This window comes from Ruegeria sp. HKCCA5763, from assembly GCF_013034545.1.
Lineage (GTDB): Bacteria > Pseudomonadota > Alphaproteobacteria > Rhodobacterales > Rhodobacteraceae > Ruegeria.
In genome coordinates this window covers 156,886-178,793 of sequence record NZ_WQGF01000011.1, presented here as the reverse complement: position 1 = coordinate 178,793, position 21,908 = coordinate 156,886, and the positions used below count along the sequence as shown (strand labels likewise).

The 21,908-nt window shown below is 55.6% G+C and carries 21 protein-coding genes and 1 pseudogene; 10 read left to right on the top strand and 12 right to left on the bottom strand.

What is annotated here, in order from left to right:
* Positions 1–246 precede the first annotated feature (246 nt).
* The 4 genes from GOV89_RS18120 to GOV89_RS18105 all read right to left on the bottom strand — a co-directional run bounded on the left by GOV89_RS18120 (position 247) and on the right by GOV89_RS18105 (position 3,276).
* Positions 247–1,026: a methyltransferase domain-containing protein gene (locus GOV89_RS18120; protein ID WP_093965079.1), complete on the bottom strand. Its 780-nt coding sequence runs from the start codon at positions 1,024–1,026 to the stop codon at positions 247–249.
* A 223-nt stretch (positions 1,027–1,249) separates the two neighbouring features.
* Positions 1,250–1,822, bottom strand: a complete 573-nt coding sequence (locus tag GOV89_RS18115) for a carboxymuconolactone decarboxylase family protein (protein ID WP_093964968.1) — start codon at positions 1,820–1,822, stop codon at positions 1,250–1,252.
* Between the two features lie 92 nt (positions 1,823–1,914).
* A complete protein-coding gene (locus GOV89_RS18110) occupies positions 1,915–2,223 on the bottom strand; it encodes a hypothetical protein (protein ID WP_171238767.1) in 309 nt (102 codons plus the stop codon).
* 351 nt (positions 2,224–2,574) lie between these two features.
* Positions 2,575–3,276: a DUF1194 domain-containing protein gene (locus GOV89_RS18105; protein WP_171238766.1), complete on the bottom strand. Its 702-nt coding sequence runs from the start codon at positions 3,274–3,276 to the stop codon at positions 2,575–2,577.
* A gap of 345 nt (positions 3,277–3,621) precedes the next feature.
* On the opposite strand from GOV89_RS18105, the gene GOV89_RS18100 reads away from it, so the two are divergent.
* The 7 genes and pseudogenes from GOV89_RS18100 (at position 3,622) to GOV89_RS18070 (ending at position 9,721) form a co-directional block, all read left to right on the top strand.
* Positions 3,622–4,272 carry a helix-turn-helix domain-containing protein gene (locus GOV89_RS18100; protein ID WP_171238765.1) on the top strand — a complete coding sequence of 217 codons (651 nt, stop codon included), beginning with the start codon at positions 3,622–3,624 and terminating at the stop codon, positions 4,270–4,272.
* Positions 4,273–4,442: 170 nt separating this feature from the next.
* A complete protein-coding gene (locus GOV89_RS18095) occupies positions 4,443–5,339 on the top strand; it encodes a glutamine amidotransferase family protein (RefSeq protein WP_171238764.1) in 897 nt (298 codons plus the stop codon).
* A gap of 1 nt (position 5,340) precedes the next feature.
* Positions 5,341–6,024 (top strand): protein GlxC, encoded by a 684-nt coding sequence (locus GOV89_RS18090; RefSeq protein ID WP_171238763.1) that lies wholly within the window; start codon positions 5,341–5,343, stop codon positions 6,022–6,024.
* A 20-nt stretch (positions 6,025–6,044) separates the two neighbouring features.
* Positions 6,045–7,373, top strand: coding sequence for an FMN-binding glutamate synthase family protein (locus GOV89_RS18085; protein WP_171238773.1), 1,329 nt, complete (start codon positions 6,045–6,047; stop codon positions 7,371–7,373).
* 78 nt (positions 7,374–7,451) lie between these two features.
* Positions 7,452–8,780 carry a type III glutamate--ammonia ligase gene (glnT, locus tag GOV89_RS18080; RefSeq protein WP_171238762.1) on the top strand — a complete coding sequence of 443 codons (1,329 nt, stop codon included), beginning with the start codon at positions 7,452–7,454 and terminating at the stop codon, positions 8,778–8,780.
* Positions 8,781–8,783: 3 nt separating this feature from the next.
* A pseudogene (locus GOV89_RS18075) lies at positions 8,784–8,930 on the top strand (IS6 family transposase); the annotation flags it as partial.
* Between the two features lie 140 nt (positions 8,931–9,070).
* Positions 9,071–9,721: a hemerythrin domain-containing protein gene (locus GOV89_RS18070; protein WP_256368557.1), complete on the top strand. Its 651-nt coding sequence runs from the start codon at positions 9,071–9,073 to the stop codon at positions 9,719–9,721.
* Between the two features lie 89 nt (positions 9,722–9,810).
* On the opposite strand, the gene tcuB is transcribed toward GOV89_RS18070, so the two are convergent.
* Genes tcuB through GOV89_RS18055 form a run of 3 tightly spaced genes read right to left on the bottom strand, consistent with a single transcriptional unit; the run spans position 9,811 to position 12,966 of the window.
* Positions 9,811–10,890, bottom strand: a complete 1,080-nt coding sequence (gene tcuB, locus GOV89_RS18065) for a tricarballylate utilization 4Fe-4S protein TcuB (protein WP_171180446.1) — start codon at positions 10,888–10,890, stop codon at positions 9,811–9,813.
* Positions 10,880–12,274, bottom strand: a complete 1,395-nt coding sequence (gene tcuA, locus GOV89_RS18060) for an FAD-dependent tricarballylate dehydrogenase TcuA (RefSeq protein ID WP_171238760.1) — start codon at positions 12,272–12,274, stop codon at positions 10,880–10,882. Before tcuA ends, tcuB begins: the two co-directional genes overlap by 11 nt.
* Before the next feature lie 11 nt (positions 12,275–12,285).
* The gene (locus tag GOV89_RS18055; protein WP_171180450.1) at positions 12,286–12,966 is read right to left on the bottom strand and encodes a GntR family transcriptional regulator; all 681 of its coding nucleotides are present in this window, start codon (positions 12,964–12,966) and stop codon (positions 12,286–12,288) included.
* Positions 12,967–13,044: 78 nt separating this feature from the next.
* On the opposite strand from GOV89_RS18055, the gene GOV89_RS18050 reads away from it, so the two are divergent.
* Positions 13,045–14,109 (top strand): AbrB family transcriptional regulator, encoded by a 1,065-nt coding sequence (locus tag GOV89_RS18050; RefSeq protein WP_216599091.1) that lies wholly within the window; start codon positions 13,045–13,047, stop codon positions 14,107–14,109.
* Here GOV89_RS18050 and GOV89_RS18045 read toward each other — a convergent pair.
* The 5 genes from GOV89_RS18045 to GOV89_RS18025 form a co-directional block, all read right to left on the bottom strand.
* Positions 14,078–15,058 carry a D-2-hydroxyacid dehydrogenase family protein gene (locus GOV89_RS18045; RefSeq protein WP_171180452.1) on the bottom strand — a complete coding sequence of 327 codons (981 nt, stop codon included), beginning with the start codon at positions 15,056–15,058 and terminating at the stop codon, positions 14,078–14,080. The two genes, GOV89_RS18050 and GOV89_RS18045, sit on opposite strands and share 32 nt — an antisense overlap.
* A complete protein-coding gene (locus GOV89_RS18040) occupies positions 15,055–15,291 on the bottom strand; it encodes a hypothetical protein (protein ID WP_171180454.1) in 237 nt (78 codons plus the stop codon). The genes GOV89_RS18045 and GOV89_RS18040 overlap by 4 nt, the downstream gene beginning before the upstream one ends.
* Before the next feature lie 51 nt (positions 15,292–15,342).
* Positions 15,343–16,431 (bottom strand): 4-oxalomesaconate tautomerase, encoded by a 1,089-nt coding sequence (locus GOV89_RS18035; RefSeq protein ID WP_171180456.1) that lies wholly within the window; start codon positions 16,429–16,431, stop codon positions 15,343–15,345.
* A gap of 88 nt (positions 16,432–16,519) precedes the next feature.
* A complete protein-coding gene (locus GOV89_RS18030) occupies positions 16,520–18,550 on the bottom strand; it encodes a tripartite tricarboxylate transporter permease (RefSeq protein ID WP_171180458.1) in 2,031 nt (676 codons plus the stop codon).
* Between the two features lie 79 nt (positions 18,551–18,629).
* Positions 18,630–19,718: a tricarboxylate transporter gene (locus GOV89_RS18025; RefSeq protein WP_171238759.1), complete on the bottom strand. Its 1,089-nt coding sequence runs from the start codon at positions 19,716–19,718 to the stop codon at positions 18,630–18,632.
* Between the two features lie 139 nt (positions 19,719–19,857).
* Here GOV89_RS18025 and GOV89_RS18020 point away from each other — a divergent pair, with 139 nt between their 5' ends.
* On the top strand, positions 19,858–20,526 hold the full coding sequence (locus GOV89_RS18020; protein WP_171180462.1) for a response regulator transcription factor: 669 nt from the start codon (positions 19,858–19,860) through the stop codon (positions 20,524–20,526).
* Positions 20,523–21,890 carry a sensor histidine kinase gene (locus GOV89_RS18015; protein ID WP_348540124.1) on the top strand — a complete coding sequence of 456 codons (1,368 nt, stop codon included), beginning with the start codon at positions 20,523–20,525 and terminating at the stop codon, positions 21,888–21,890. Before GOV89_RS18020 ends, GOV89_RS18015 begins: the two co-directional genes overlap by 4 nt.
* The last annotated feature ends 18 nt before the right edge of the window (positions 21,891–21,908 follow it).

The window sequence follows — 21,908 nt, the reverse complement described above, 5'->3', positions numbered from 1 at the left end:
CGTGATCTGGAGTAATCCCGATGCGTTTTCGAGTGAGCTTGACGTGCAGAACATGGTGAGTCTGTATCCAGGAAGGTTCTGACGACACTTGGTGACAATCGGCCGAATAAGGCGATTAGATCACGCCAAATGCAGCTGCAAGCTGGAAGTGGCAGCCACGCACCTGTGTTGTAGCCATTGAGTAAGTACCAATACGAGACTTTCATGAAGCCCGCGAAAGAACCCAGGCCGATTTACTTAGCTCAATCACCCCTTTTTGCGCACCACGACAACAAATTGGGTCATCGAAAAGAAGAAGCGTCCAGTCCTTGCAAGGCTGAGCTGCTCATCAAACCACGATTGCGCAACTGCGGGATCAACATGGTCATTTGCGACAGTGTATTGCTTCATGAGGTGCATCATCATGATTGCGAGGCCATCAGGCTTCAACTGGTGATCCGTCATTGTGAACGACAAGACATCTTCCACACGGTCGCCGCGAGCCTTTATCAGCGCGGGCAGTCTTTCCGGGACGGAACCACTCACAAAGTGCTGGTTCCAGGATGTCAGCATCTTTTGCATTCTGTCGGGCTCATCGCTGAACCAGATCAAGCTGCCAAAGTGTAGATCGCTGATGACGAGGCGCCCGCCGGGTTTGACGCACCGCAGCGTGTCAGCCAACGCACCGTCTACGTCTTCGATGTACTCAAAGACCTGTACCGAGACGGCCTTGTCAGCACTCTCATCCTCAATGGGCAAGCTATTTGCGGCACCAGCACGAAACTCCACGTTTGCGTAGTCGCTGCACCGTTCTCTAGCAGCTGCCGTCATGTCAGCGCTTGGGTCGATCCCGATGACATAGCCATCCGAGCCAACTGCCCGGGCCAACTCAACTGTCAACATCCCGTTGCCACAACCGATGTCCAAAATAGTTTCACCAGGAGCCGGGCACAGCGCATCGAATGAAGCCTGTCTTCGCCGCGTCAGTTCTGCGCCTTGATAGGCGATTTCAAGTAATTTCGTTGTTTCAGCGTCAAATTTAAGCAACTCTCCACCCTTACAAAGCCCACATGCCCCCAAAACCTTATCAGAAATTGAGTTATCTACGAAAAGCAGGACGGATCGTTGAGGCTTGAACATGGATCCACCAACAATAAATGAATGCGCCGACTTGATCCGACGAATGATTTAACCCCGAGAGCGAAGGACGCATCTGCCGCTCTATCGGACCAGCTTTTCGTGGCGTTTCGAACGTTAGAACAACATCAATTCAAGGGATGTCGAGGCCGTTCTCTCGTCCGAAATCGGTATAGAAGCTGTCACTGCGGCATCGGTTTAAAGTGGCTTCGTCCGCTTCTCTTGGGTCGGTGCCAGGGCTTTGGACACCTGTTCCTTCTATGAAGCGGTTCACGAGATTAAAGACACCGCAAACTTGGATAGCATCGAACAGCGCACTCTCCGACCAGCCTGCCGCGTAGACTGCTCTAGCGTCGGCTTCTGTCATTCGGGATGGTGAGACAGTGAGCTTTTCAATGTATGCCAGCAACGGTTTGAGGTGATCCTCGACGGGCGCCGTATCGCGGTCTTCCATCAGTGCCTCGATTGTCTCGACTTCAATACCGTAGGCTTTGGCGAAAACGATGTGCGCCCCATGGCAATACGCACAAGCATTCAATCCCGAGACATAGGCCGCAATGAGTTCACGTTCAGCAACCGAGAGGTCGCTCTCGCCCCTCATCACAAGGCTTTCGTACGCACAAAGCGGAGAAAGTTTATCTGGAAAGGCTTGATAGACACTTCCAAGTGTCGCGTTCTCCGGCAGAGATGGAAACAGGCGTTTCATTTAATTCTCTTTCAATCTTGCTATGGATTACGTTTTCTCAAAGTGAGGAACCAACGTTGTTTACGCAACCTTGAAGCAATTTCGGGTTCCGCTCAGAGATTCTGTTGGGATACTGCGAACGGTAAGTTTGCCAGACGACACCCCCAACTTGTTGCTGCTTGGTTAAAGGCAATTTCATTTGAGCCGTTCTCGTAAATTTGCAAAGTCAGCATTCTGCGCATTGCCGGCATTGATGCACGGTGCAGAAATTTGCACTTTGGGCTCGGAGCCGCCCTGCGGCGGTGCAGAACAGAGCCCGGAAATTGCGCCGATTGAATGGCGGCTTCGATCATTGCAGCCAGGTTTGCTCGCGGCTGCAGCGAACTTCCGCTTCCCGCCCAAACGACAAATGCTGCGCCCATAGCCTAAGTCTCCTTTGGGCTCAGAGCAGCCGTTCGCTGCGTTCCGTCTTAGTGACCGCTCTGCGGACTAAACTGACGTTTAACGAATTGACCGCGCGGGTATGGGGATCCCACGCGGCCAGACAAGATGAAAAATCGCGCGCTTTCACTCACGCCAAATACCATAGGAGCATAAATTCACCGGCTCAACGAAATGCCGGCGATGGGTGCTTTGGAGGCCGATATTTAAACAGTAACGGCATCAATAACGTCCAACAGATCCCTATTGTTCCGGTCAATTTGGCAAAAGATGCTCGGGAGATTATCAGTCGACGTTTTTACGCGCTTAAAGGTCTGCTCCGATGGCAGAACTCAATTGGACGCTACGTTTGCCGGCGATTCCAAACCTGAGATTTCGAGGATCAATTTTCGACGGATTGCTTCTGCAAGATCGTCTTCATTCGCCGCAGTTACGACAAAGGCGCCGATACCACCGATTATCTGCTGTTGGTAGATTTCGGCGAGATCCGGATAACGGCCCGGCGTGTCGCAGAACCGGCAAAGGATTGGAAGCCCGTTGATCGTTATGCCAGACGCAACCACTTCTTCTCGTGCGGTTGATATCGCGGGTCCTGAAAAACTGTTCGGGCTGTCACCCGAGAAATCTATAACTTTTCGCCAACCTTCAAATTCGTTCTGCTCTATGAGCCTCTTGGCGTCGAGCAAGGCTGCCCCGATTGCATTTCGCCCATAGGCTTGCCGAGGCGGGCCTATCAATGCTTCTGCAAATACCTGTGCGCTTTTTGCTCCATCGATTTTGGTCCAATCGACAACAATTGCGGTATTCGCAGCCCACTCAACATAGGTCACCGCTATGGCGCCATAAGCTGTCTCCTGTATTGCAGCAAGCACGCGAGGATCGGTGATTGCGTTAGCGTATCCTTGGCGCTGAAACTCGATTTCCGCCTCGGTTATTGAACCAGACGCATCTGCCAACAAAACGAGTTCCAGTTCCACCTCTTCGGAGAGAACAGGCAAACCAAACAGGATGAATAGTACGGACAGGATGCGCATACAGAAAGGGTAGCGTATCTCTACAGCTTTGAAACCACTTAACGCTTGATAAGGGATACTTATCGAGTGTGATAGAGGTTTTTGGACTCATCTGAAGTAATGAGCGAAACGCCCTGTTTTTGCATGAAAGGCAGTTTTCCGAACAACCGAAAACTTTGCAACGGAACCACTTGGAAACTGTATTTACGAGGTGTTCTGATTAGCCCAATTTCACTGAGATTTGAGGAGTGCGCTTGCATGTTTTAAATATCTGAACAATCTGCGAGTAGGTTTGTGGTCGTTTGCAGATCACTTGAGAAATGCCGATCCATCTTAATGAACCCGCATGAGAGATCAGGAGGCCAGATGGCGCAGTCACACGATCCCGAGCAGCCCGTTGCCCTGTCGCAGGACCCGCACAAGCTTCGGGACAGCGGCGAAAAGAACCTGGAAACTGCGATTGGGCGCGAGATCAAGGCCCTGCGTGTGCAACAGGGCACAACGATTGCTGAATTGGCGGCACTGACCGGTCTGTCCATCAGCATGTTGTCCAAGATTGAAAACGGCGCGACATCCGCGTCGCTGACGACGCTGCAGTTGCTGGCAAACGCGCTTAGCACTCCGATCACTTCATTCTTTCGTCGGTATGAGGAAACGCGCAATGCCGTACATACCAAGGCTGGTAAAGGGGTCGAAACCGACAGGGCCGGTACACGAGCCGGGCATCAATACAATCTGCTAGGCCATTTGGGGGCCAATGCCAGTGGCGTGGTTGTCGAACCTTACCTGATCACGCTGACAGAAGAATCGGACAGGTTCCCAACCTTTCAGCACGACGGAATCGAAATGTTGTACATGCTCGAAGGTGAGGTGGATTACCGTCATGGTGACGATATCTATTCGCTGAAACCGGGAGACACGCTGTTTTTCGACGCAGACGCGGCGCACGGGCCCGAGGTTTTGGTGAAACTTCCTGCCAAATACCTTTCCATCATCTCTTATCCGCAAACGAGTTGACGCGTCTTGCATCGTCCCGACAAGCCCGAGGTGCGTCTTTCGGACCCGCTGTGTCGTGCTTGTGGTTTAGGCACAAATATTTCCCTCCAGGAAAAAATATTTCTTGAAGTTGTTTTTTGATTTTTGGCCTGCTAGCGTTCCTCACGGCGAAATTTCAGAGGGCAAAAGCCATGTGCGGAATTGTTGGCCTTTTTTTGAAAGACAGGGCATTAGAGCCTGAGTTGGGTTCAATGCTGACGGACATGCTGGTCACGATGACGGACCGTGGCCCGGACAGTGCAGGTATCGCGATATATGGGGCCGAGGCGGACGGCGCAGTCAAGCTGACCGTGCAATCCGACACGCCAGAGGCGGATTTTGCGACCCTTGCCGTGGATCTTGGGGCCGCCATTGGTGCCGAAGTGACCCTGCGCGCAAATTCCACGCATGCGGTTCTGGAGTTGGCCGGTGACAAGGCTGACCAAGCCCGCCAAACGGTGCGAGAGTTACGTCCGGGTTTGCGGGTGATGTCGGATGGCGCGGCCATCGAGATTTACAAAGAGGTTGGCTTGCCCCGCGATGTGGCCGACCGGTTCAGCCTGTCCGCCATGAGCGGCAGCCACGGAATAGGTCACACCCGCATGGCCACCGAATCCGCCGTGACCACCGAAGGCGCACACCCGTTTAACACCGGGTCGGATCAGTGCTTGGTCCACAATGGCTCTTTGTCTAACCATAATGCGCTGCGCCGGAAGCTGAAACGCGAGGGTGTTCGGGTTGAATCCATGAATGACACCGAGGTTGGTGCAGCTTATCTGACGTGGAAAATGCAGAACGGTTCAACGCTGGGTGAGGCGCTGGAGAGCAGTCTTAAGGACCTCGATGGCTTCTTCACTTTTGTTGTGGGCACCAAAGATGGGTTCGGGGTGGTGCGTGATCCCATTGCCTGCAAGCCCGCAGTGATGGCCGAAACCGATAAATACGTGGCTTTTGGTAGCGAATACCGCGCGTTGGTCAATCTGCCCGGTATCGAAGACGCCCGCGTCTGGGAGCCCGAGCCCGCCACTGTCTATTTCTGGAGCCACTGAGATGCAGACCTATGATGTTGCAGAAAACGGCCTGCGGGGTTTGAATGCGGCCCTTCAGGCGCAAAGCGACGAAACGAACCAAACCAGTTGGGAAGTGCAGAATCCAAAAGGCAGCCACGCGATTGCCGTGGGTTTGGACGCACCGATCGAAGTGACCGTCAAAGGCTCGACCGGGTACTATTGCGCAGGGATGAACCAACAGGCGACCATCCGGGTTGAGGGCTCGGTCGGGCCGGGAGTGGCCGAAAACATGATGTCTGGCACCGTTGTCGTGGAAGGCGACGCCAGCCAATGTGCGGGCGCGACCGGGCATGGTGGGCTTCTGGTGATCAAAGGCAATGCCAGCTCGCGCTGCGGGATTTCGATGAAAGGCATCGACATCGTTGTGCATGGCAATATCGGCCATATGTCCGCGTTCATGGCACAAGCAGGCAATTTGGTTGTGTGCGGCGATGCAGGCGATGCGCTTGGAGACTCGCTGTACGAAGCACGGCTGTTTGTGCGTGGCTCGGTCAAGAGCCTGGGCGCGGATTGCATCGAGAAAGAGATGCGGCCTGAGCATATCGAAATTTTGACTGACCTACTGATGCGTGCCGGATCGGACGCCAAGCCCGAAGAGTTCAAGCGCTATGGCTCGGCGCGTCAGCTCTATAACTTCGACGTCGACAACGCTGCCGCTTACTGAGGATGAAGGGTATGAAAGACATGGATCAGACCATCCCCCGCACCATGCCGATTCAGTCGGCGACCTTTACAAATCCGATCAACGCGGAAATCCGACGGGCGGCGGCCACAGGTATCTACGACATTCGTGGTGGCGGTGCGAAACGCAAGGTGCCGCATTTCGACGATCTGCTGTTTCTGGGGGCGTCCGTCTCGCGTTATCCGCTGGAAGGGTACCGTGAGCGGTGCGATACCTCGATGACGCTCGGTACACGTTTTGCCAAAAAGCCGATTGAGCTGGATATCCCTATCACGATCGCGGGTATGAGCTTTGGTGCATTGTCCGGTCCGGCAAAAGAGGCTCTGGGCCGGGGCGCTTCGATGGCTGGGACGTCAACGACCACCGGTGACGGTGGCATGACACCCGAAGAGCGCGGGCATTCTTCGAAGCTGGTCTATCAGTATTTGCCGTCGCGCTATGGCATGAACCCCAATGATCTGCGCAAGGCGGATGCGATTGAGATCGTCGTAGGGCAGGGGGCCAAACCCGGCGGCGGCGGCGTGCTGCTGGGTCAGAAGATCAGCGACCGCGTGGCTGAAATGCGTACCTTGCCCAAAGGGATTGACCAGCGTTCGGCCTGTCGTCACCCGGACTGGACCGGGCCGGATGATCTGGAGATCAAGATCCTCGAACTGCGTGAGATCACCGGCTGGCAGGTGCCGATCTATGTGAAGGTCGGCGCGACGCGGCCCTATTATGACACTGCGCTGGCGGTGAAAGCCGGGGCCGATGTCGTGGTGATGGACGGGATGCAGGGCGGCACCGCAGCCACGCAGGACGTGTTCATCGAACATGTCGGCATTCCGACGCTGGCCTGTATCCGCCCTGCTGTTCAGGCGTTGCAGGACCTGGGTGTGCACCGTGAGGTGCAACTGGTGATCTCGGGCGGTATCCGCACCGGGGCCGATGTGGCCAAGGCGATGGCATTGGGCGCGGACGCGGTGGCCATCGGTACTGCAGCCCTGATCGCTTTGGGCGACAATGACCCGAAATGGGAGGCCGAGTATCAGAAGCTGGGCACCACAACCGGGGCCTATGACGATTGGCACGAAGGGAAGGACCCTGCGGGCATCACCACGCAGGATCCGGAACTGGCTGCGCGTCTGGATCCGGTCGAGGCCGGTCGTCGCCTGCGCAACTATCTGAAGGTGATGACCTTGGAGGCGCAGACCATCGCACGCGCCTGCGGTCACAATCACCTGCACAATCTGGAGCCCGAGGACCTCTGCGCCTTGACGATGGAGGCGGCTGCGATGGCCAAAGTGCCGTTGGCGGGCACCGACTGGTATCCGGGCAAAGCTGTGTTCTGAACTGCAAACAATACGAAGGCGCGGCCCAAAAGGGCGGCGCCTTTCTTCTTTGAACCAACTGGGAAAGGGAAGGTGACCATGACAACAGATCTGGCAGCTTTCGCTAAGGAAAAAGGCGTCAAGTATTTCATGATTTCGTTCACCGATCTGTTCGGTGGGCAGCGGGCCAAATTGGTTCCTGCGCAAGCGATTGCCGACATGCAACAGGAAGGGGCGGGTTTCGCGGGCTTCGCCACCTATCTCGACATGACCCCGGCGCATCCCGACATGCTGGCTGTGCCTGACCCGTCTTCGGTCATCCAACTGCCGTGGAAACCCGAGGTCGCCTGGGTTGCGGGCAATTGCGTTATGGAGGGCGAGGATGTCGCCCAAGCACCCCGCAACGTCTTGCGCCGCCTGATCTACGAGGCCGCCGCCGAGGGTATGCATGTGAAAACCGGTATCGAGGCCGAATTCTTCCTACTGACCCCGGATGGTGAACAGATCAGCGACCCGTTCGATACCGCCGAAAAGCCCTGTTACGACCAGCAGGCGGTGATGCGCCGCTATGACGTGGTGCGCGAGATTTGCGACTATATGTTGGAACTGGGCTGGGGTCCGTATCAGAACGACCACGAGGACGCCAACGGTCAGTTCGAGATGAACTGGGAGTTTGATGATGTTCTGAAGACCGCCGACAAACACTCCTTCTTCAAGTTCATGACCAAATCGGTGGCCGAGAAGCACGGCTTCCGCGCTACTTTTATGCCTAAGCCGGTCGAAGGTCTGACGGGCAATGGCTGCCATGCCCATATCTCGGTTTGGGATGCGCCCGGTGCGGATGCCACAACCAATGTGTTTGCCGGTAAAGGTGACGGTCCAACGGGCGAGGTTGGCCTGAGCGAGAAGGGCAAGCATTTCCTCGGCGGGATCATGAAGCACGCCAGTGCGCTGGCGGCGATCACCAACCCGACCGTGAACTCCTACAAACGCATCAACGCGCCGCGCACGATGTCAGGTGCCACGTGGGCTCCGAATACCGTAACATGGACGGGCAACAACCGCACCCATATGGTTCGCGTTCCCGGGCCGGGCCGTTTCGAGCTGCGCCTGGCCGATGGCGCGACTAACCCGTATCTGCTGCAGGCGGTGGTCATTGCGGCAGGTCTGTCGGGCATTCGGTCAAAGGCCGATCCGGGCCGTCGCTATGACATCGACATGTATGCAGAAGGCCACACCGTGGACGATGCACCGAAACTGCCGCTGAACATGCTGGATGCGCTGCGTGAATATGACAAGGATGGCGCATTGAAAGAGGCGATGGGCCTGGAATTCTCCGCAGCCTACCTGAAAATGAAACATCAGGAGTGGAACTCTTTCGTCAGTCATTTCTCACGCTGGGAAAAAGAGCACACGTTGGATGTCTAGGGGCAGGCTCAGAGGATTTTGTCTACGCATGACCAGATCAACAAGATCTTCCGCCCCCGCCATTGTCAACTCACAGCAACTTCATACCGCCACGCCTGTTCCGATGCATTCAGCCTATTGGCCGGCTACACCGATGAAATGGTGGCGTGAACCAGCCTCCGCCAAAGAAGCACAATCTGCCGCCAACAACTTGGCAATACCCTCTAAACTGACTGACTGTAGAATAGAGAGAGTATCCCCGCAAAGGCTGGGAAGAACATCCAGGCTTTGAAGGACTCGTCCGCTTTTGGCTGGACCGCCACATGATGTTCCGTCGGCTTTTGGAAATGCTGACGACTGAAACCAAGAAACATTTGGACCAAAAAACGGACCGGATGGTCTTCAAGGCGCACGTAGCAAAGCTTGGCTCGATGTTGGTTGGAGAACTGAACGGTCATCACAATATAGAGGACGCACACTACTTCCCTTTATTGGCGAAGAAAGACTTCCGGATTAAGCGCGGCTTCGAAATCCTTGACCGTGATAACCACGCTTTGGATGATGTCTTGCATCGGTACGTTAAAGCGGCGAACGCCGCGATAAATGCAAAACTCCAATCTTCTCGAGAGATCCGCAAGTTTCTCGAAGAGACGAATAGACTTGAGAGTATGTTGTCTCTCCATTTGATTGACGAGGAAGAACTTGTAGTTCCGGTGATCCTTAAGCATGGCGCGGGCGGTTATGCCAACGCTCACCACCAACTTCTGATTGAGCATCCAGCAACTGTATATTGGAAACTTATGGCCGCAAACAACGCTGCTTTTGGTCAGCTAGGATTAACGCCCGCAAAGGGCTCAGAGCAGCCGTTTGCTGGGCTCTGTTCGAGTGACCCCTACGCGGACAAAGCTGCCTTTCGTGTCGATGTTGTCAATCACAGTAAACAGACCCAATCCGGAAGTTGACCGCCACCCGGGGTGCTGGAACGAAGCGAGAAAGGGCATCAAAATGCGCTTGAATTGCGACTTTTTACTCCCTCGGCGTTGGACGTTTGCTAGCAACCAACTGACAATTCTCTCTTACGCTGCGCGTCTCTGATCAAAGCTGCAAGTCGATAGAAGCCATGAACCATCTTGGTGTATGGCATGAGCAGGAAGAACGTCAGAACCGATCCAAGGTGGATGGCAAGCAGCGCGGGCATCAGATCAGTTGAACCGAGGACGTAAAGGACCAGCCCGCTCAGCCCGACAAATCCGAGCAACAGGACAAACCCGATTTCGCCGCCCCATGCGGACGGGTCACCAAGCTCGCGATCAGACTTTTGCTTGAGAAAAACCATAGCTCCGCAACCCACTGTCAGCAGAATACCGCCTGAAACCCCAAAGAGTTTTGGCAGGGACCAGAACCCGTAGGGCGCGTGTAACGCGAACCCATAGTGCATAATCGTCGCCACCGAGGTCGAGGCAAAGCACAGCAGGAAGCCGTACATGATGGCGTGGTGAATGTGGCGTCGGCCCTGACTGAACCGGTCTTCGTCCTCGAAGTTGCAACCCTCGCCGTGGCCTGCGGCCAAGTCCTGCATCTTGCCAGCGCGTTTGAACGCAGCAGTCAGATCAGACAATTGGATGGGTTTGCCACCTACCTCCGCCCAATAGCGCCTCAGGCTGATAGCCAAGCTAAAGAGTGGCAACAAGAATGCCGGCGCGAAAATTGCGACCATCGCATTATGGGACAGGACGGCATAGAACCCTTCACCTCCGCTGGAACCAACAGCGCGAATTGCCCAGAACATCACGGCAAAACCGATGACGAGGGCCAGCGCGATCGCGCCACCGTGAGTATGGAACCGCCGCGCCAGAGGTTGGGGCCAGGCGAAGCTCTCCCAAGTGTCCCGCCGCACTTCGGCCAGAGCTTTCGGCAGGTTCAGATCGAACTCGTGCGGTGCCGTGTACTGACACGCATAGTAGCAACCTCGACAGTTGTGGCACAAATTAGCCAGTTGCGTGATGTCTCCATCCGAGAACGCGCGTTCCGCGTGCAGCGACGGGAAGACTGAGCAGTAGCCCTCGCAGTACCGGCAGGCGTTGCATATCTCAGCCTGTCGGCGAGCTTCTTGAAAAAGATCAGTTTGCATAGGCTGCAGCCTCACGTCCTGCGATGCGTCCAAAAACGGTCCCGATGGTCATGCCGAAACCGGCCAGATACCCCTGCCCAAGGATCGAACCCGCCATCGTCTCGCCCGCGGCCCACAGGTTTTTGATCTTGCCGTCTGGTGTCGAACACTGGGCCGTATCGTCGACCTTTAGCCCCAGATAGGTGAAGGTCACGCCAGTACGCAGCGAGTAGCCATAGAAGGGCGGATCGGTGATCGGACGAGCCCAGTTGGTTTTGGGTGGCGTCAGACCCGAGGTTGTGACCCCGTCCAACTCGGTTGGATGAAATCCGCTGGTGTCGCCGCAAGCTTCGTTGAATTCACTAACGGTTGCCTTCAACTTGTCGGCGGGTAGGTCCATCATGCCAGCCAGTTCCTCCAAGGTGTCCGCCTTTAGCGGAGGGAACACCGAGGGCATGAACAGGTTCAGCGACTTCGCATAGATGATCACATAGCCCACCTGATCCGGCTGCGCGGCGACCAGACGCCCCCAAATCGCATAACGTTTGGGCCAGACGTCTTCGCCCTCGTCATAAAACCGCTCGGCATTTTTGTTCACGACGATCGAAAACGGCACGCAATCCAAACGAGTGACGATACCGCCGTCAAACTTCGGCGCGCGCCCGTCGATGGCAACGGCGTGACACTGGGTCGGGTCCCCAACACTTTCGACGCTTTGATCCAGCAGATCAGCCAGCACCACGCCCCGGTTATAGGGCGTTCCCCGGATCAGGAAGTTCTTCGCAGGCGCGCCCCATGCGCGAGTGAGCCAATCGGTATCTGCCTGAAACCCGCCCGCAGCAACGATGACGGCCTTGGGCGTGATGCGATGAGACTGGCCTTCATAGGTATAGTCTACCCACTCAATCTGATCGCCGTTCAGTTCAAGATGCGTCACGGCAGCTTCGTATAGCACGTCAACGCCCAAAGCTGCCGCGGTGCGGTAGTAGGCGTTCACCAGAGACTTCCCGCCCCCCATGAAGAAGGCGTTGGTCCGCGCCAGTGACAGTGTCCCGGACAGGGATGGTTGAAACCTCACGCCGTGTTCTTCCATCCACGTAAGGCATTCCTCGGAGGTTCGGATCGCGAGGCGAGCAAGACGTTCGTCGGTTTTGCCGCCAGTGACCTTGAGCAGATCTTCAAGATACTCATCTTCGCTGTATTTTTCGATCAGCGGACCCAGAGGTGCACCATGCATACAACGAAAATTGCGCGTATGACGGGAGTTTCCACCACGATAGGGTTTTGGCGCTGTCTCGAGAATCAGAACACGGGCGCCTGCCTCGGCAGCAGTCATTGCAGCGCATAGAGCAGCATTCCCGCCGCCGATCACAGCGATGTCATAAGCTTCCTTTTGGGTGGTCATATCCTGTCTACCTAATGGTTTTCGTCGGTTGTCCGGTCGCGTTCTTGCAACGCTCGAATACGCATCCGTTGTGCGGCCTGAATATGCGCGCGCATTTCTTTTTCAGCCGCAGCGCCATCGCGGGCCTTTAAGGCAGCCATGACGCGCTTATGCTCGGCCACTGCTGTCTCGGCCCGGTCACCCTCCAGCAATTGTGATGGCCCAAGGATCAACAGCGCTTTTTGCAAAGACAACATAGACTTGGAAAGAAACCGATTCTTTGCTGCGTCCAAAAGTGTGGCGTGAAAAATCCGGTTGATCCGAGCCGCTTCCGAGCCTGTGCCAGCCTCGGCCAAGCGATCATTCAAAACGCACAGCTCGTCCAATTCGACATCCGACGCTGCACGTGCCGCTAGTCGTGCCGCGGTTCCCTCGAGCACCGCGCGCATCTCATAAAGCTCCATTACTTCGGCATAATCGAGGCTGCGTACGGTTGCGCCCTGCCGTGGCACATGAGTTACCAGCCCGTCGGACTCCAACTGCCGGATAGCTTCGCGCACAGGGGTGCGACTGACGCCTAATCGTTCTGACAACTCAATCTCGCGTAGGCGTTCGCCAGGCTGAAGTGTGCCATCCCGAATCTCATCCAGCAGGTGTTGATACGCTGAATTGCCTTGTGGGCCAGTCTGATAGGGGTCGTCTTGAATGGTCATCGAGCGCTCACTTGTATTCTTGCGTCCACTTGTATACATTTGGATACGATATGAGTCAATATTATCGAAAGCCGTGCCTTGTCCACCCAAAACAAAACACCCTCTTTCCTGACAAAGCGGGCCGTAACACTGGTCCTTGCGCTGCTGGGCACCGGAGTATTTTGGGCGTTGAACCTGCCACTGCCCTTTCTATTCGGCCCAATGAGTGCGTGTCTGATCGCCGCCCTAGCGCATGCCCCTATGGAAGGTTTTGGTCAGATATCGGTTGCAGCGCGCACCATACTCGGCGTTGCAGTTGGGGCTTCGATTACCCCTGCACTTTTTGTCGGATTGCCGAAGATGGCCGCGTCTATAGCACTGGTCCCGTTCTTCATCCTGCTGATCGCGCTGGTAGGCGTACCATTCTTTCGTAAGATTTGGGGTTTTGACTCCACGACCGCGTTTTATGCTGCCATGCCAGGCGGATTGCAGGACATGATCATCTTTGGCGCCGAAGCAGGCGCCAACCCGCGTACGCTATCCCTGATCCACGGTACGCGCGTGCTGATCATCGTGGCACTGGCCCCACTGTTTCTGACAGTGTTCTACGATGCCCAGCTCACCAACCCAATCGGAGAGCCTGCGCGCGACCTGCCAATACATGAGTTGGCGCTGATGGTACTGGCCGCCCTTGTAGGCTGGAAAGGCGGTGAGAGGATCGGCCTGTTCGGAGCATCTATCCTCGGTCCAATGATCCTGACAGCGGCTCTGTCACTGGGTGATTTTATTCATACTCGACCGCCTCGCGAGGCCATACTTGCAGCGCAATTCTTTATTGGTTGCGGGATCGGCGTGAAATTCGTGGGCGTCACTTGGGTCGAACTCCGCCGGGTGGTTGCAGCGGGCTTCGCCTATGTCATCGTCCTTGCGATCCTCGCAGCCGCTTTCACCGCCGTTGTCACTACGTTGGGCTTCGGTCAGCCGGTTGAGGCTTTCTTGGCCTTTGCCCCCGGCGGACAGGCAGAGATGACGGTCTTGGCCATCGTTTCTGGCGCGGATCTGGGCTTTGTGATCACGCACCACCTGACAAGGATCGTGCTGGTAATCATCGGCGCGCCCATAGCAGCCAACCTTATTCTGCGCTGGTCCAAACCTCGGAGTTGATCATGTGAATAGGGGCACCTTCAGCAAAGGCATTCACCTGATCGAAAATGTCTGCAAATTGCAGGTCGAATTCGTCCTCAGTCACAAAACCTATATGTGGTGTCGCAATCAGGTTTGGGTGCGATAGCAAGGGGTCATTCGGGTCGGTGAGCGGCTCGGTATCGAAGACATCAATTGCGGCCTTCCCAGGGCGACCAGCGTTCAGCGCGTCCAACAAAGCACCCGGAGCGATCAGCCCGGCCCGGGAGGTGTTCACAAACATCGCGCCCGGTTGCATCTGCGAAAAATCTGACGCTGTGATGATACCGTTCGTGTTGGGCTTCAGGCGAACATGGACCGAGACAACATCACTGTTGGCAAAGAACGCTTCGCGGCTTGTAGCAATCTGCACGCCGTCGGCCTGCGCGCGTGCCCGACCTTCATCCGAAGACCACCAAACCACATTCATCTTGAATGCCTCGGCATAGCCAGCAACAGCGCGGGCGATACGCCCATATCCATACAGTCCCAACTGTCGCCCTCTCAGAGTCTTGCCAACTCCGGCCTGCCAACGCCCCGTTTTGACCGAAGCCATCTGCGCAGGCAAATCGCGCATCCCGACCATGATCAGTGCCCATGTCAGTTCGGCTGCGGCATATGAAGGCGTCCCACCATGCATGTTCGAACACAGCAGCACGCCATTATCCGAGCATGCCTGCAAATCGACATGCGGATACACGCTGCGCTGACTGATCAATTTCAGGTTTGGAAGTTTTTCAATCAAATCCCGGGTGATCTTGGTGCGCTCGCGAAACAAAACCAGCGCCTCAGCCTCCTGCAAGCGTGCGGCCAATTCGCCGGTATCCTCGACATGATCTGTCCAGACCTTCACGTGATGGTCGGACAGTTTTCCGAAGCAGGGAAGGTCCTGCAGTGTATCGAACCAATCATCCAGAATGTGAACTTTCATCGACTTTCTATACCCTGACTTTTGTTCAGTTTTCTTGGCGTCGGCACAAAATCAAGTTTATCGAGTGCTTCAAGCGCATTGCGAACCCGTTCGCGTTGATCCAACAGATGGTTGAATTGCTCATCGCAACCGGCAATCGGTGTTGGGTATTCCGCGATATCCTTCCGCAGAGCCGACTGCGCCAGCCTGAGTTCCTGACGCGCGATATCAAGGCATTCGGAATAGTCGTCCATCGTGGTATCCTTATTAGGTATACCATAGTATACTTAATGAGGATTGCTACTTCAACTGCCGTTCCACTCAGATTCCGGTACATAAACATGTCCATCTGCCAATTTACGCGCAGTCCTCACCAGACCGGCAGAAATAACGTTGAACTCCCCGACGTTCGAGAAGTCCACCAGAACGTCGATCTTGCCTGAAGCGTGCTCCAACACAACTTCAGCCGGGCTTGAATTCGGGCGATCAAGCAAACCGTCGGCGACGGTACCGGGCGTCAAAGCGCAAGACGCCATGCATTGCGCACCTGTAACGGCCAGTGTCGGGTGAGTTTTCCATGGCATGAAATACCGAACCGCAAGAGTTCCACCCTCTCTGGCGGGTGCGATCAACCCGAATTTCGGAGTTACCGATTTCGAGACGTCCCCCATACCCATCAGTTCTCCGGCTTCGATCCGCACGGCCTCCATCCGATCAAAAAAAGCACGGTTGGCATCCAGCTCTTCGACGCTTTCATATCCTGTCAGTCCGAAATCCTCAGCTCGGGCTATCGCCATCGGCACAGCGACATCCATGCAAGTTAGCTCGACCCCCTGCACTGTATCGCGCAAATTTCCAGTGGGTAGAAATGCACCAGTTGCCGAACCCACAACGCCCATGAAACTCAGCTGCACCGGTGCAGAATGGCCGGGGACTCCGGCGATTTCCACATCGCCGTCGTACACCAACTCACCGCCCGGGGTCTGCACTTTGGTAACGACACGGGCGCCTGTATTGACAGCGCGAATACGGATTTCGGTTTCATCGCCGTTGGGCTGGAACAATCCCATTTCGATCGCAGCTGGACCAACTCCTGAGAGGATGTTCCCGCAGGTGGGTTTGAAATCGACCCGCTTTTCATCAACAGAAACCTGCGCGAAGAAATAGTCGATATCGGCCCATTCGTCCTCGCTGACTGAAAGCATCGCCACTTTGGTCGTCACTGCGTTACCACCACCGATCCCGTCGATGTTGAGCGCTTGTCCAGCCCCGATGGCAGCGACCAGAACATCGGCCAAAGTGTCCAAATCTTCGGGCAGATCAGAGCGTCGAAAATAAGGTCCTCGGGAAGTGCCGCCGCGCATGAAAACATATGGGATTGCTGTCTGGGTCATCGCGAACCCTCCTTTACAAACCGTTGATATTTCGAATTTCAGCGCTGCCCAGCCCGCCAGATTGGCCGGCCGGGCAACCGTGGAGCGCTTAATTGAGCGGCCATGGCAGGTTCACCATGTCTTGCAGCAGACCCGGCGGGAAATCCCTGTTCAAAGCGCCGGCCATGAAGCACATGAAACCGATGCCACAAGCCGTCAGGAGCAGCGTCATCTGCCAGCTGGACCCGGCGCGAATGCGGAAAAATGCGATCAGGAACCCGATCAGGGCTAGGATAAAACCCACTACCCAAGTGGCCGCGATCAAACCTGCAAACCAGGCGAGCGTTGACCAAAGTCCATGTGGCGCGCTCGCATCTTCGCCGGCGAGTTCCTTGTCAGCAAAGATCGCATCCCCCTCGGGTCGCCGCATCATCTGGATCAACAGAATGACGCAGCAGAACAGCGACACGCTGCCGATCACAAGCGGGATGATCTTGTCGGTCATGTTGTAGTCAGGGATCATGTTGGCATTGACCAACGCCACGATCAGATAGGCCATGATCACTAGCAAAAAGATCAGCGGCGCGCGCTTGCTTCCGGATTTGACCTCACCTTCGGCCATGATCATCTTGGCCTGCCGAATGCCCAGAATGACCGAAACCACAGTGACCACGATAAGGACGATCACGATCGGGCTAAAGACATATTCCATGCCTTCTGCAAAGCTTTTGCGGAAGCGGAACGAAGCGATCTGGAACGCCTGGTTGGTGAATTTCTCAACCGGGTTCGACAGAACGAAGCCGATCAGAAAGGCCGGGCGCGACCAGTCAAAGCGGCGCAGGAAGATACCGATCAAGCCGATGACAAACAGGGCCAGAAGGTCTTCGAAGTTTTGTCCGGACTGGAACGCTGCGAAGCTGATCAGCATGAATAGGAATGGCGCCAGATAAGTGAAGCGGATCGTCGTGAGCTTGGCGATACCGCCGGAGGCCGCGATGCATAGGATGGTGCCGACCACGTTGGCCAATGCCAGCAGCCAGACGATCGAATACGTAATATCGAGGTTGTCCTTGAGCATGCTTGGGCCGACCTCGATATCGCCGGACCCCAACAGGGCGACCGCACCGATGAAGATTGCCATAGAGCCGGAACCGGGAATGCCGAACAGCAGGGTTGGAACCAGCCCTCCACCTTCTTTGGCGTTGTTCGAACTTTCCGGTCCAATGACACCCCGCACTTCACCCTTGCCGAAGTTGCTTTTATCTTTAGTCGATTGAACCGAATGGCCATAAGCGATCCAGTCAACAACCGAGCCACCAAGGCCGGGAATGACACCGACAACCACGCCAATGATTGAACAGCGGACTGACAACCAGATGTTTGCAGCCCAGTCTTTGACGCCATCAAGCCAGCCCGCGCCCAGTGAGGCACCCTTAGCAATGGATCGGTCTTGACGCAGCAGCGAGACGATTTCCGGCACCGCAAAAATACCCAAGCCAACGATGACCAACTTCAAACCATCGGTCAGGTAGGGAATGTCATAAGTCGCCATACGCAGCGACCCGCCTGCGTCCGCCTCGCCAATCGTACCGACCATCAAACCCAGCCCTGCGGCCGCGACACCCTTCAGTGGGATACGTCCGGCTAAGATAGCGACCATCGACAAGCCAAGAATGGTGATCATCAGCATCTCGGGCAGACCAAATGCCAGAACGATGGGCCGCGCGACCAGGATGAACATGGTCAAAAAAGTTGCACCGACCAAACCGCCGAAAAGCGATGAAGCAAAGGCCGCTGACAATGCCCGCGCGGCTTCGCCTTTCTTCGCCATCGGGAAACCATCCAACACCGTAGCCTGCGAGGCAGAGCTACCTGGGATGCCCATAAGAACTGACGCGAAGGTGTCAGAGGTCGGCACAACGGCGACCATCCCGATCATCAACGCCAATCCAAGGATCGGGTCCATACCGAACATGAAAGGCAGCAATAGCGACAGACCAGCAATACCGCCAAGCCCAGGGAAAACACCTACGGCCAGTCCCATAACGACACCGAGAACAAGATATCCCAGAACGATAGGTTGCAGGATCAGACCCCACGCGTCACTAAGCGCAGGAACAGCTGTGGCGAAAACCTCCATAGCGGCCGCCTTTCATAAATTGTCTTGTGTTTGGAAAAGCGCGCGCCCGACATTGGGGCACGCGCGGTGGTGTTTGGGCTTAGTTCAGCTCGACACCATAGGCTTCTTTGAGCCAGTTCAGAACGTAGGCTTTGGCGTTGTCGTCGACGTTTGTCGCGGTTTGCAATGCCGCTTTAGAGCCGTCACCTACGAACACTGGGTATTTGCCCACGCGCTTTGAGGAGATGTCGGCAAAGTCGCCGCGCTCCGTCACAGCCTGGAACGCTGCTGTGTATGCGTCGACCACTTCCTGAGGTGTATCACCCGGCAGGAACGCCAGCTTCTGAACCGGGAACCCGGCTACAAAGAACGCTTTCCACGCATCCCATGCCTCACCGCTGGTTTCACAACCATCGGTGGCTTCACATACTTCCTTAAATGTCGGGATATCTGGGAAGGTCGGGTCACGGACGATATTACCATCCGCATCCAGCGCCCCCCAGGTCATCATCGGCACGGCCTGACCGGATTCAACCAGCGGGGCCGATCCACCCAGATAGCCGGACGAGGTCTGATAATCGATGTTGGCTTCACCTCGCTCGAACATCAGACGACCATCGCCACGGCCTTTGATGCCAAAAACAGGCTCAACACTCATGCCCAGCATTTGCCATGCCAGCAGCGGCACAAGGTCAAGGCGTGTCGCGCCCTGCGATCCGTAAATGAAGTTTGTGTCTTTCAGTGCGTTCGCGGAACCATCAAACTTTGCTCCGTCTTCGGCATTCAGATAGGCAACACCACCGGTTCCCGACGCCATAACCGGGATCCAGTCGTTGTATTCATAGCGCACGCGAGGATCGCTCAGCAGATATGGGAATTGAGTTGAACCGGAGGTGCCAAACAGCAGCGTGCCGTCATCATGGCTCTGCTCCTGGAACCAGTTTGCGCCTTTGGTTGAACCAGCGCCCGGCATAAATTTCACAACAACAGTGGGTTGGCCCGGCAGGGCTTCGGACAGAAGTGGCGCAAAGAAGTTGGCCCATTTGGCGGAGCCACCCGTTTCCGAGAACGGGATGACCCATTCAATGGTCTTGCCCGAGAAATCGACCTCGGCAGCGGCAGGTGCGGCGATACCGGCCGCGGCGATCAGCCCCACGACGGCGCGACGGGTGAAGTTGGAAATGGTCATTGGTTCCTCCCTGTTGACCAGACAACCACGCTAGCGCCCTCTGCGCCACCGTGATCGCAAATAGAACTGTGGGGTTGATTCCCCCTCCCATCTGGCAATCATGGAGCGCCAACCTTGCGCGAAACTTGCAGGAGCCCGAATGCGGATCGTCATAATCGAGGATAACGAGACCCTCGCCAACGCTATTGCGTATCGTCTGCGTGACCGCGGTCATGCGGCAGAAGTGCTTGCGGACGGCGACGAGGCTGACTTGTATCTTGCGCAAGAAGGCGCAGACTTGGTTGTTCTGGATATAAATTTGCCCGGACAATCTGGGCTGGAGATCCTGAAATCTCTTCGCAATCGTGGCGATGGCGTACCGGTGATCTTGCTTACAGCACGTGCCGAAACAAGCGACCGGGTTTCAGGTTTGGATATGGGTGCAGATGATTATCTGGTTAAGCCGTTCGAAATGGACGAGCTGGAAGCACGCATCCGGGCGCTTTCTCGACGCAAAGATCTCGACTACGGAGCTAAGGAGAGCATCGGAGGCCTAGAGTTCGACCGCGCCGCACGTCAGGTCAGTGTCCGAGGCGAAGTTATGGATATACCGCGGCGGGAAATCGCGGTGCTTGAATGCCTGTTGGAGCGCAGGGGCAGAATTGTTCCCAAAAGCCAGCTTACAGATTACGTCTATGGCGTGGGTGCCGATGTCGAGGCCTCGGCAGTTGAGCCTCATGTATCTCGGCTGAGAAAACGTCTTCAAGATCTCGGTATTGGAATTAAAACAGCCCGTGGTCTCGGGTATCTGCTTGAGGTGCAGAAGTGATCAATCACGGCTCGCTCAGGTTAAGACTGTTCATTCTTATCCTAACCCCCTTGATACTAATTGCCGCTCTGCTTGGTCTTTGGCGCTTTATGATTGCGCAGAAAACGGCTCAGGAATTGTTCGACGACAGCCTGTTATCTGCTGGTCTCGCAATATCGCGAGATGTTGCGATTTCAGGCGGTGACGCACTGTCACCAACGACACGCAGCATGATCCGTGACGCGTCAGGCGGAGAGATTTTTTACCACGTGACGGGACCCGGCGGCATCTATGTGACAGGCTATGCCTACCCTCCGGCAGCCACCAACCCGACTGCTGAAGAGGTGTACAAGCCGCAGTTTTTCGAAGCACTTTACCGCCAAGAACCGGTCCGCGTTCTTAAGATGACGGAACGAGTGACCATAGAAAATCTAATCGGAGATGCGACAGTTACAGTCTGGCATCGTATGGCGGATCGCAATGCGTTTGCGAATGAACTGTCAATCCGCGCTGGAATTCTCATGGGAATTCTGCTGGCCACGCTCGCCATTGTAGTTTGGTTCGGCGTCGCTCGTGGCCTGAGGCCTTTGCTGGATTTGCAGGACGCAATTGACCTGCGTTCACCAGATGACCTCAGTGAGATTAAGCGCCCTGTCCCGATCGAAGTTCAGGGTGTTGTTAGAACCCTGAACCGGCTTTTTGGTCAGGTGGAAAAAAGTATCAACGCCCATCAAGTGTTTATATCCGAAGCTGCACATCAGCTGCGGAACCCAGCGGCCGCGGTGCAATCGATGGCCGAAGCGCTGCAGGACGCGAAAACGGATGGCGACCGAGAAAAACGCATCTCCGAGCTTGTTGCGGCTGCAAAAAACTCAGCGACAGTGGCGGAACAGCTGTTATCACTTGAAAGGCTCAGGCAGCCGACGCACCAAGACCAAATGGATAAAATTGACTTCCGCTCGGTCGTTGAGGAGGCCTGCGCGGAGATGGGAGTTCACATCCTAGCAAAGGGTATCGAGTTCGACGTCACGATACCTGAAACGGCGGTCCCGGTAACCGGTGACCGGGTCTTTCTGATTGAGGCTCTAAAGAACCTGTTGGACAACGCAATCAAACACGGTGGCACAATGTTGAGCCAAATTTCAGTGGTGCTGCGGTGTGACGGCAAATACGTCAATCTAACCGTGGCCGATGACGGTGCTGGCCTGTCGCCAGACCAAAGCGAAGCGGCATTTAATCGGTTTTCTCAGTTGGAATATTCGGAGGGCAGCGGATTGGGGTTGTCAATCGTATCCGCAGTGGCGGAGCGCCACGGAGGAATGATCGAAATCAACCAAGTCGAAAGAGGAGCGAGCATTACGCTTGAGATTCCCATGGTCCTGTAAGCTGTTTCTAATTTCACT

What these genes read in the sequence shown, in the direction of transcription:
- GOV89_RS18045 (WP_171180452.1), bottom strand. Translation starts at nt 15,058, where the DNA reads ATGAAAGTTCACATTCTGGATGATTGGTTCGATACACTGCAGGACCTT.
- glnT (WP_171238762.1), top strand. Translation starts at nt 7,452, where the DNA reads ATGACAACAGATCTGGCAGCTTTCGCTAAGGAAAAAGGCGTCAAGTAT.
- GOV89_RS18110 (WP_171238767.1), bottom strand. Translation starts at nt 2,223, where the DNA reads ATGGGCGCAGCATTTGTCGTTTGGGCGGGAAGCGGAAGTTCGCTGCAG.
- GOV89_RS18095 (WP_171238764.1), top strand. Translation starts at nt 4,443, where the DNA reads ATGTGCGGAATTGTTGGCCTTTTTTTGAAAGACAGGGCATTAGAGCCT.
- GOV89_RS18115 (WP_093964968.1), bottom strand. Translation starts at nt 1,822, where the DNA reads ATGAAACGCCTGTTTCCATCTCTGCCGGAGAACGCGACACTTGGAAGT.
- GOV89_RS18020 (WP_171180462.1), top strand. Translation starts at nt 19,858, where the DNA reads ATGCGGATCGTCATAATCGAGGATAACGAGACCCTCGCCAACGCTATT.
- GOV89_RS18100 (WP_171238765.1), top strand. Translation starts at nt 3,622, where the DNA reads ATGGCGCAGTCACACGATCCCGAGCAGCCCGTTGCCCTGTCGCAGGAC.
- GOV89_RS18085 (WP_171238773.1), top strand. Translation starts at nt 6,045, where the DNA reads ATGGATCAGACCATCCCCCGCACCATGCCGATTCAGTCGGCGACCTTT.
- GOV89_RS18040 (WP_171180454.1), bottom strand. Translation starts at nt 15,291, where the DNA reads ATGGACGACTATTCCGAATGCCTTGATATCGCGCGTCAGGAACTCAGG.
- tcuA (WP_171238760.1), bottom strand. Translation starts at nt 12,274, where the DNA reads ATGACCACCCAAAAGGAAGCTTATGACATCGCTGTGATCGGCGGCGGG.
- tcuB (WP_171180446.1), bottom strand. Translation starts at nt 10,890, where the DNA reads ATGCAAACTGATCTTTTTCAAGAAGCTCGCCGACAGGCTGAGATATGC.
- GOV89_RS18055 (WP_171180450.1), bottom strand. Translation starts at nt 12,966, where the DNA reads ATGACCATTCAAGACGACCCCTATCAGACTGGCCCACAAGGCAATTCA.
- GOV89_RS18025 (WP_171238759.1), bottom strand. Translation starts at nt 19,718, where the DNA reads ATGACCATTTCCAACTTCACCCGTCGCGCCGTCGTGGGGCTGATCGCC.
- GOV89_RS18105 (WP_171238766.1), bottom strand. Translation starts at nt 3,276, where the DNA reads ATGCGCATCCTGTCCGTACTATTCATCCTGTTTGGTTTGCCTGTTCTC.
- GOV89_RS18030 (WP_171180458.1), bottom strand. Translation starts at nt 18,550, where the DNA reads ATGGAGGTTTTCGCCACAGCTGTTCCTGCGCTTAGTGACGCGTGGGGT.
- GOV89_RS18035 (WP_171180456.1), bottom strand. Translation starts at nt 16,431, where the DNA reads ATGACCCAGACAGCAATCCCATATGTTTTCATGCGCGGCGGCACTTCC.
- GOV89_RS18090 (WP_171238763.1), top strand. Translation starts at nt 5,341, where the DNA reads ATGCAGACCTATGATGTTGCAGAAAACGGCCTGCGGGGTTTGAATGCG.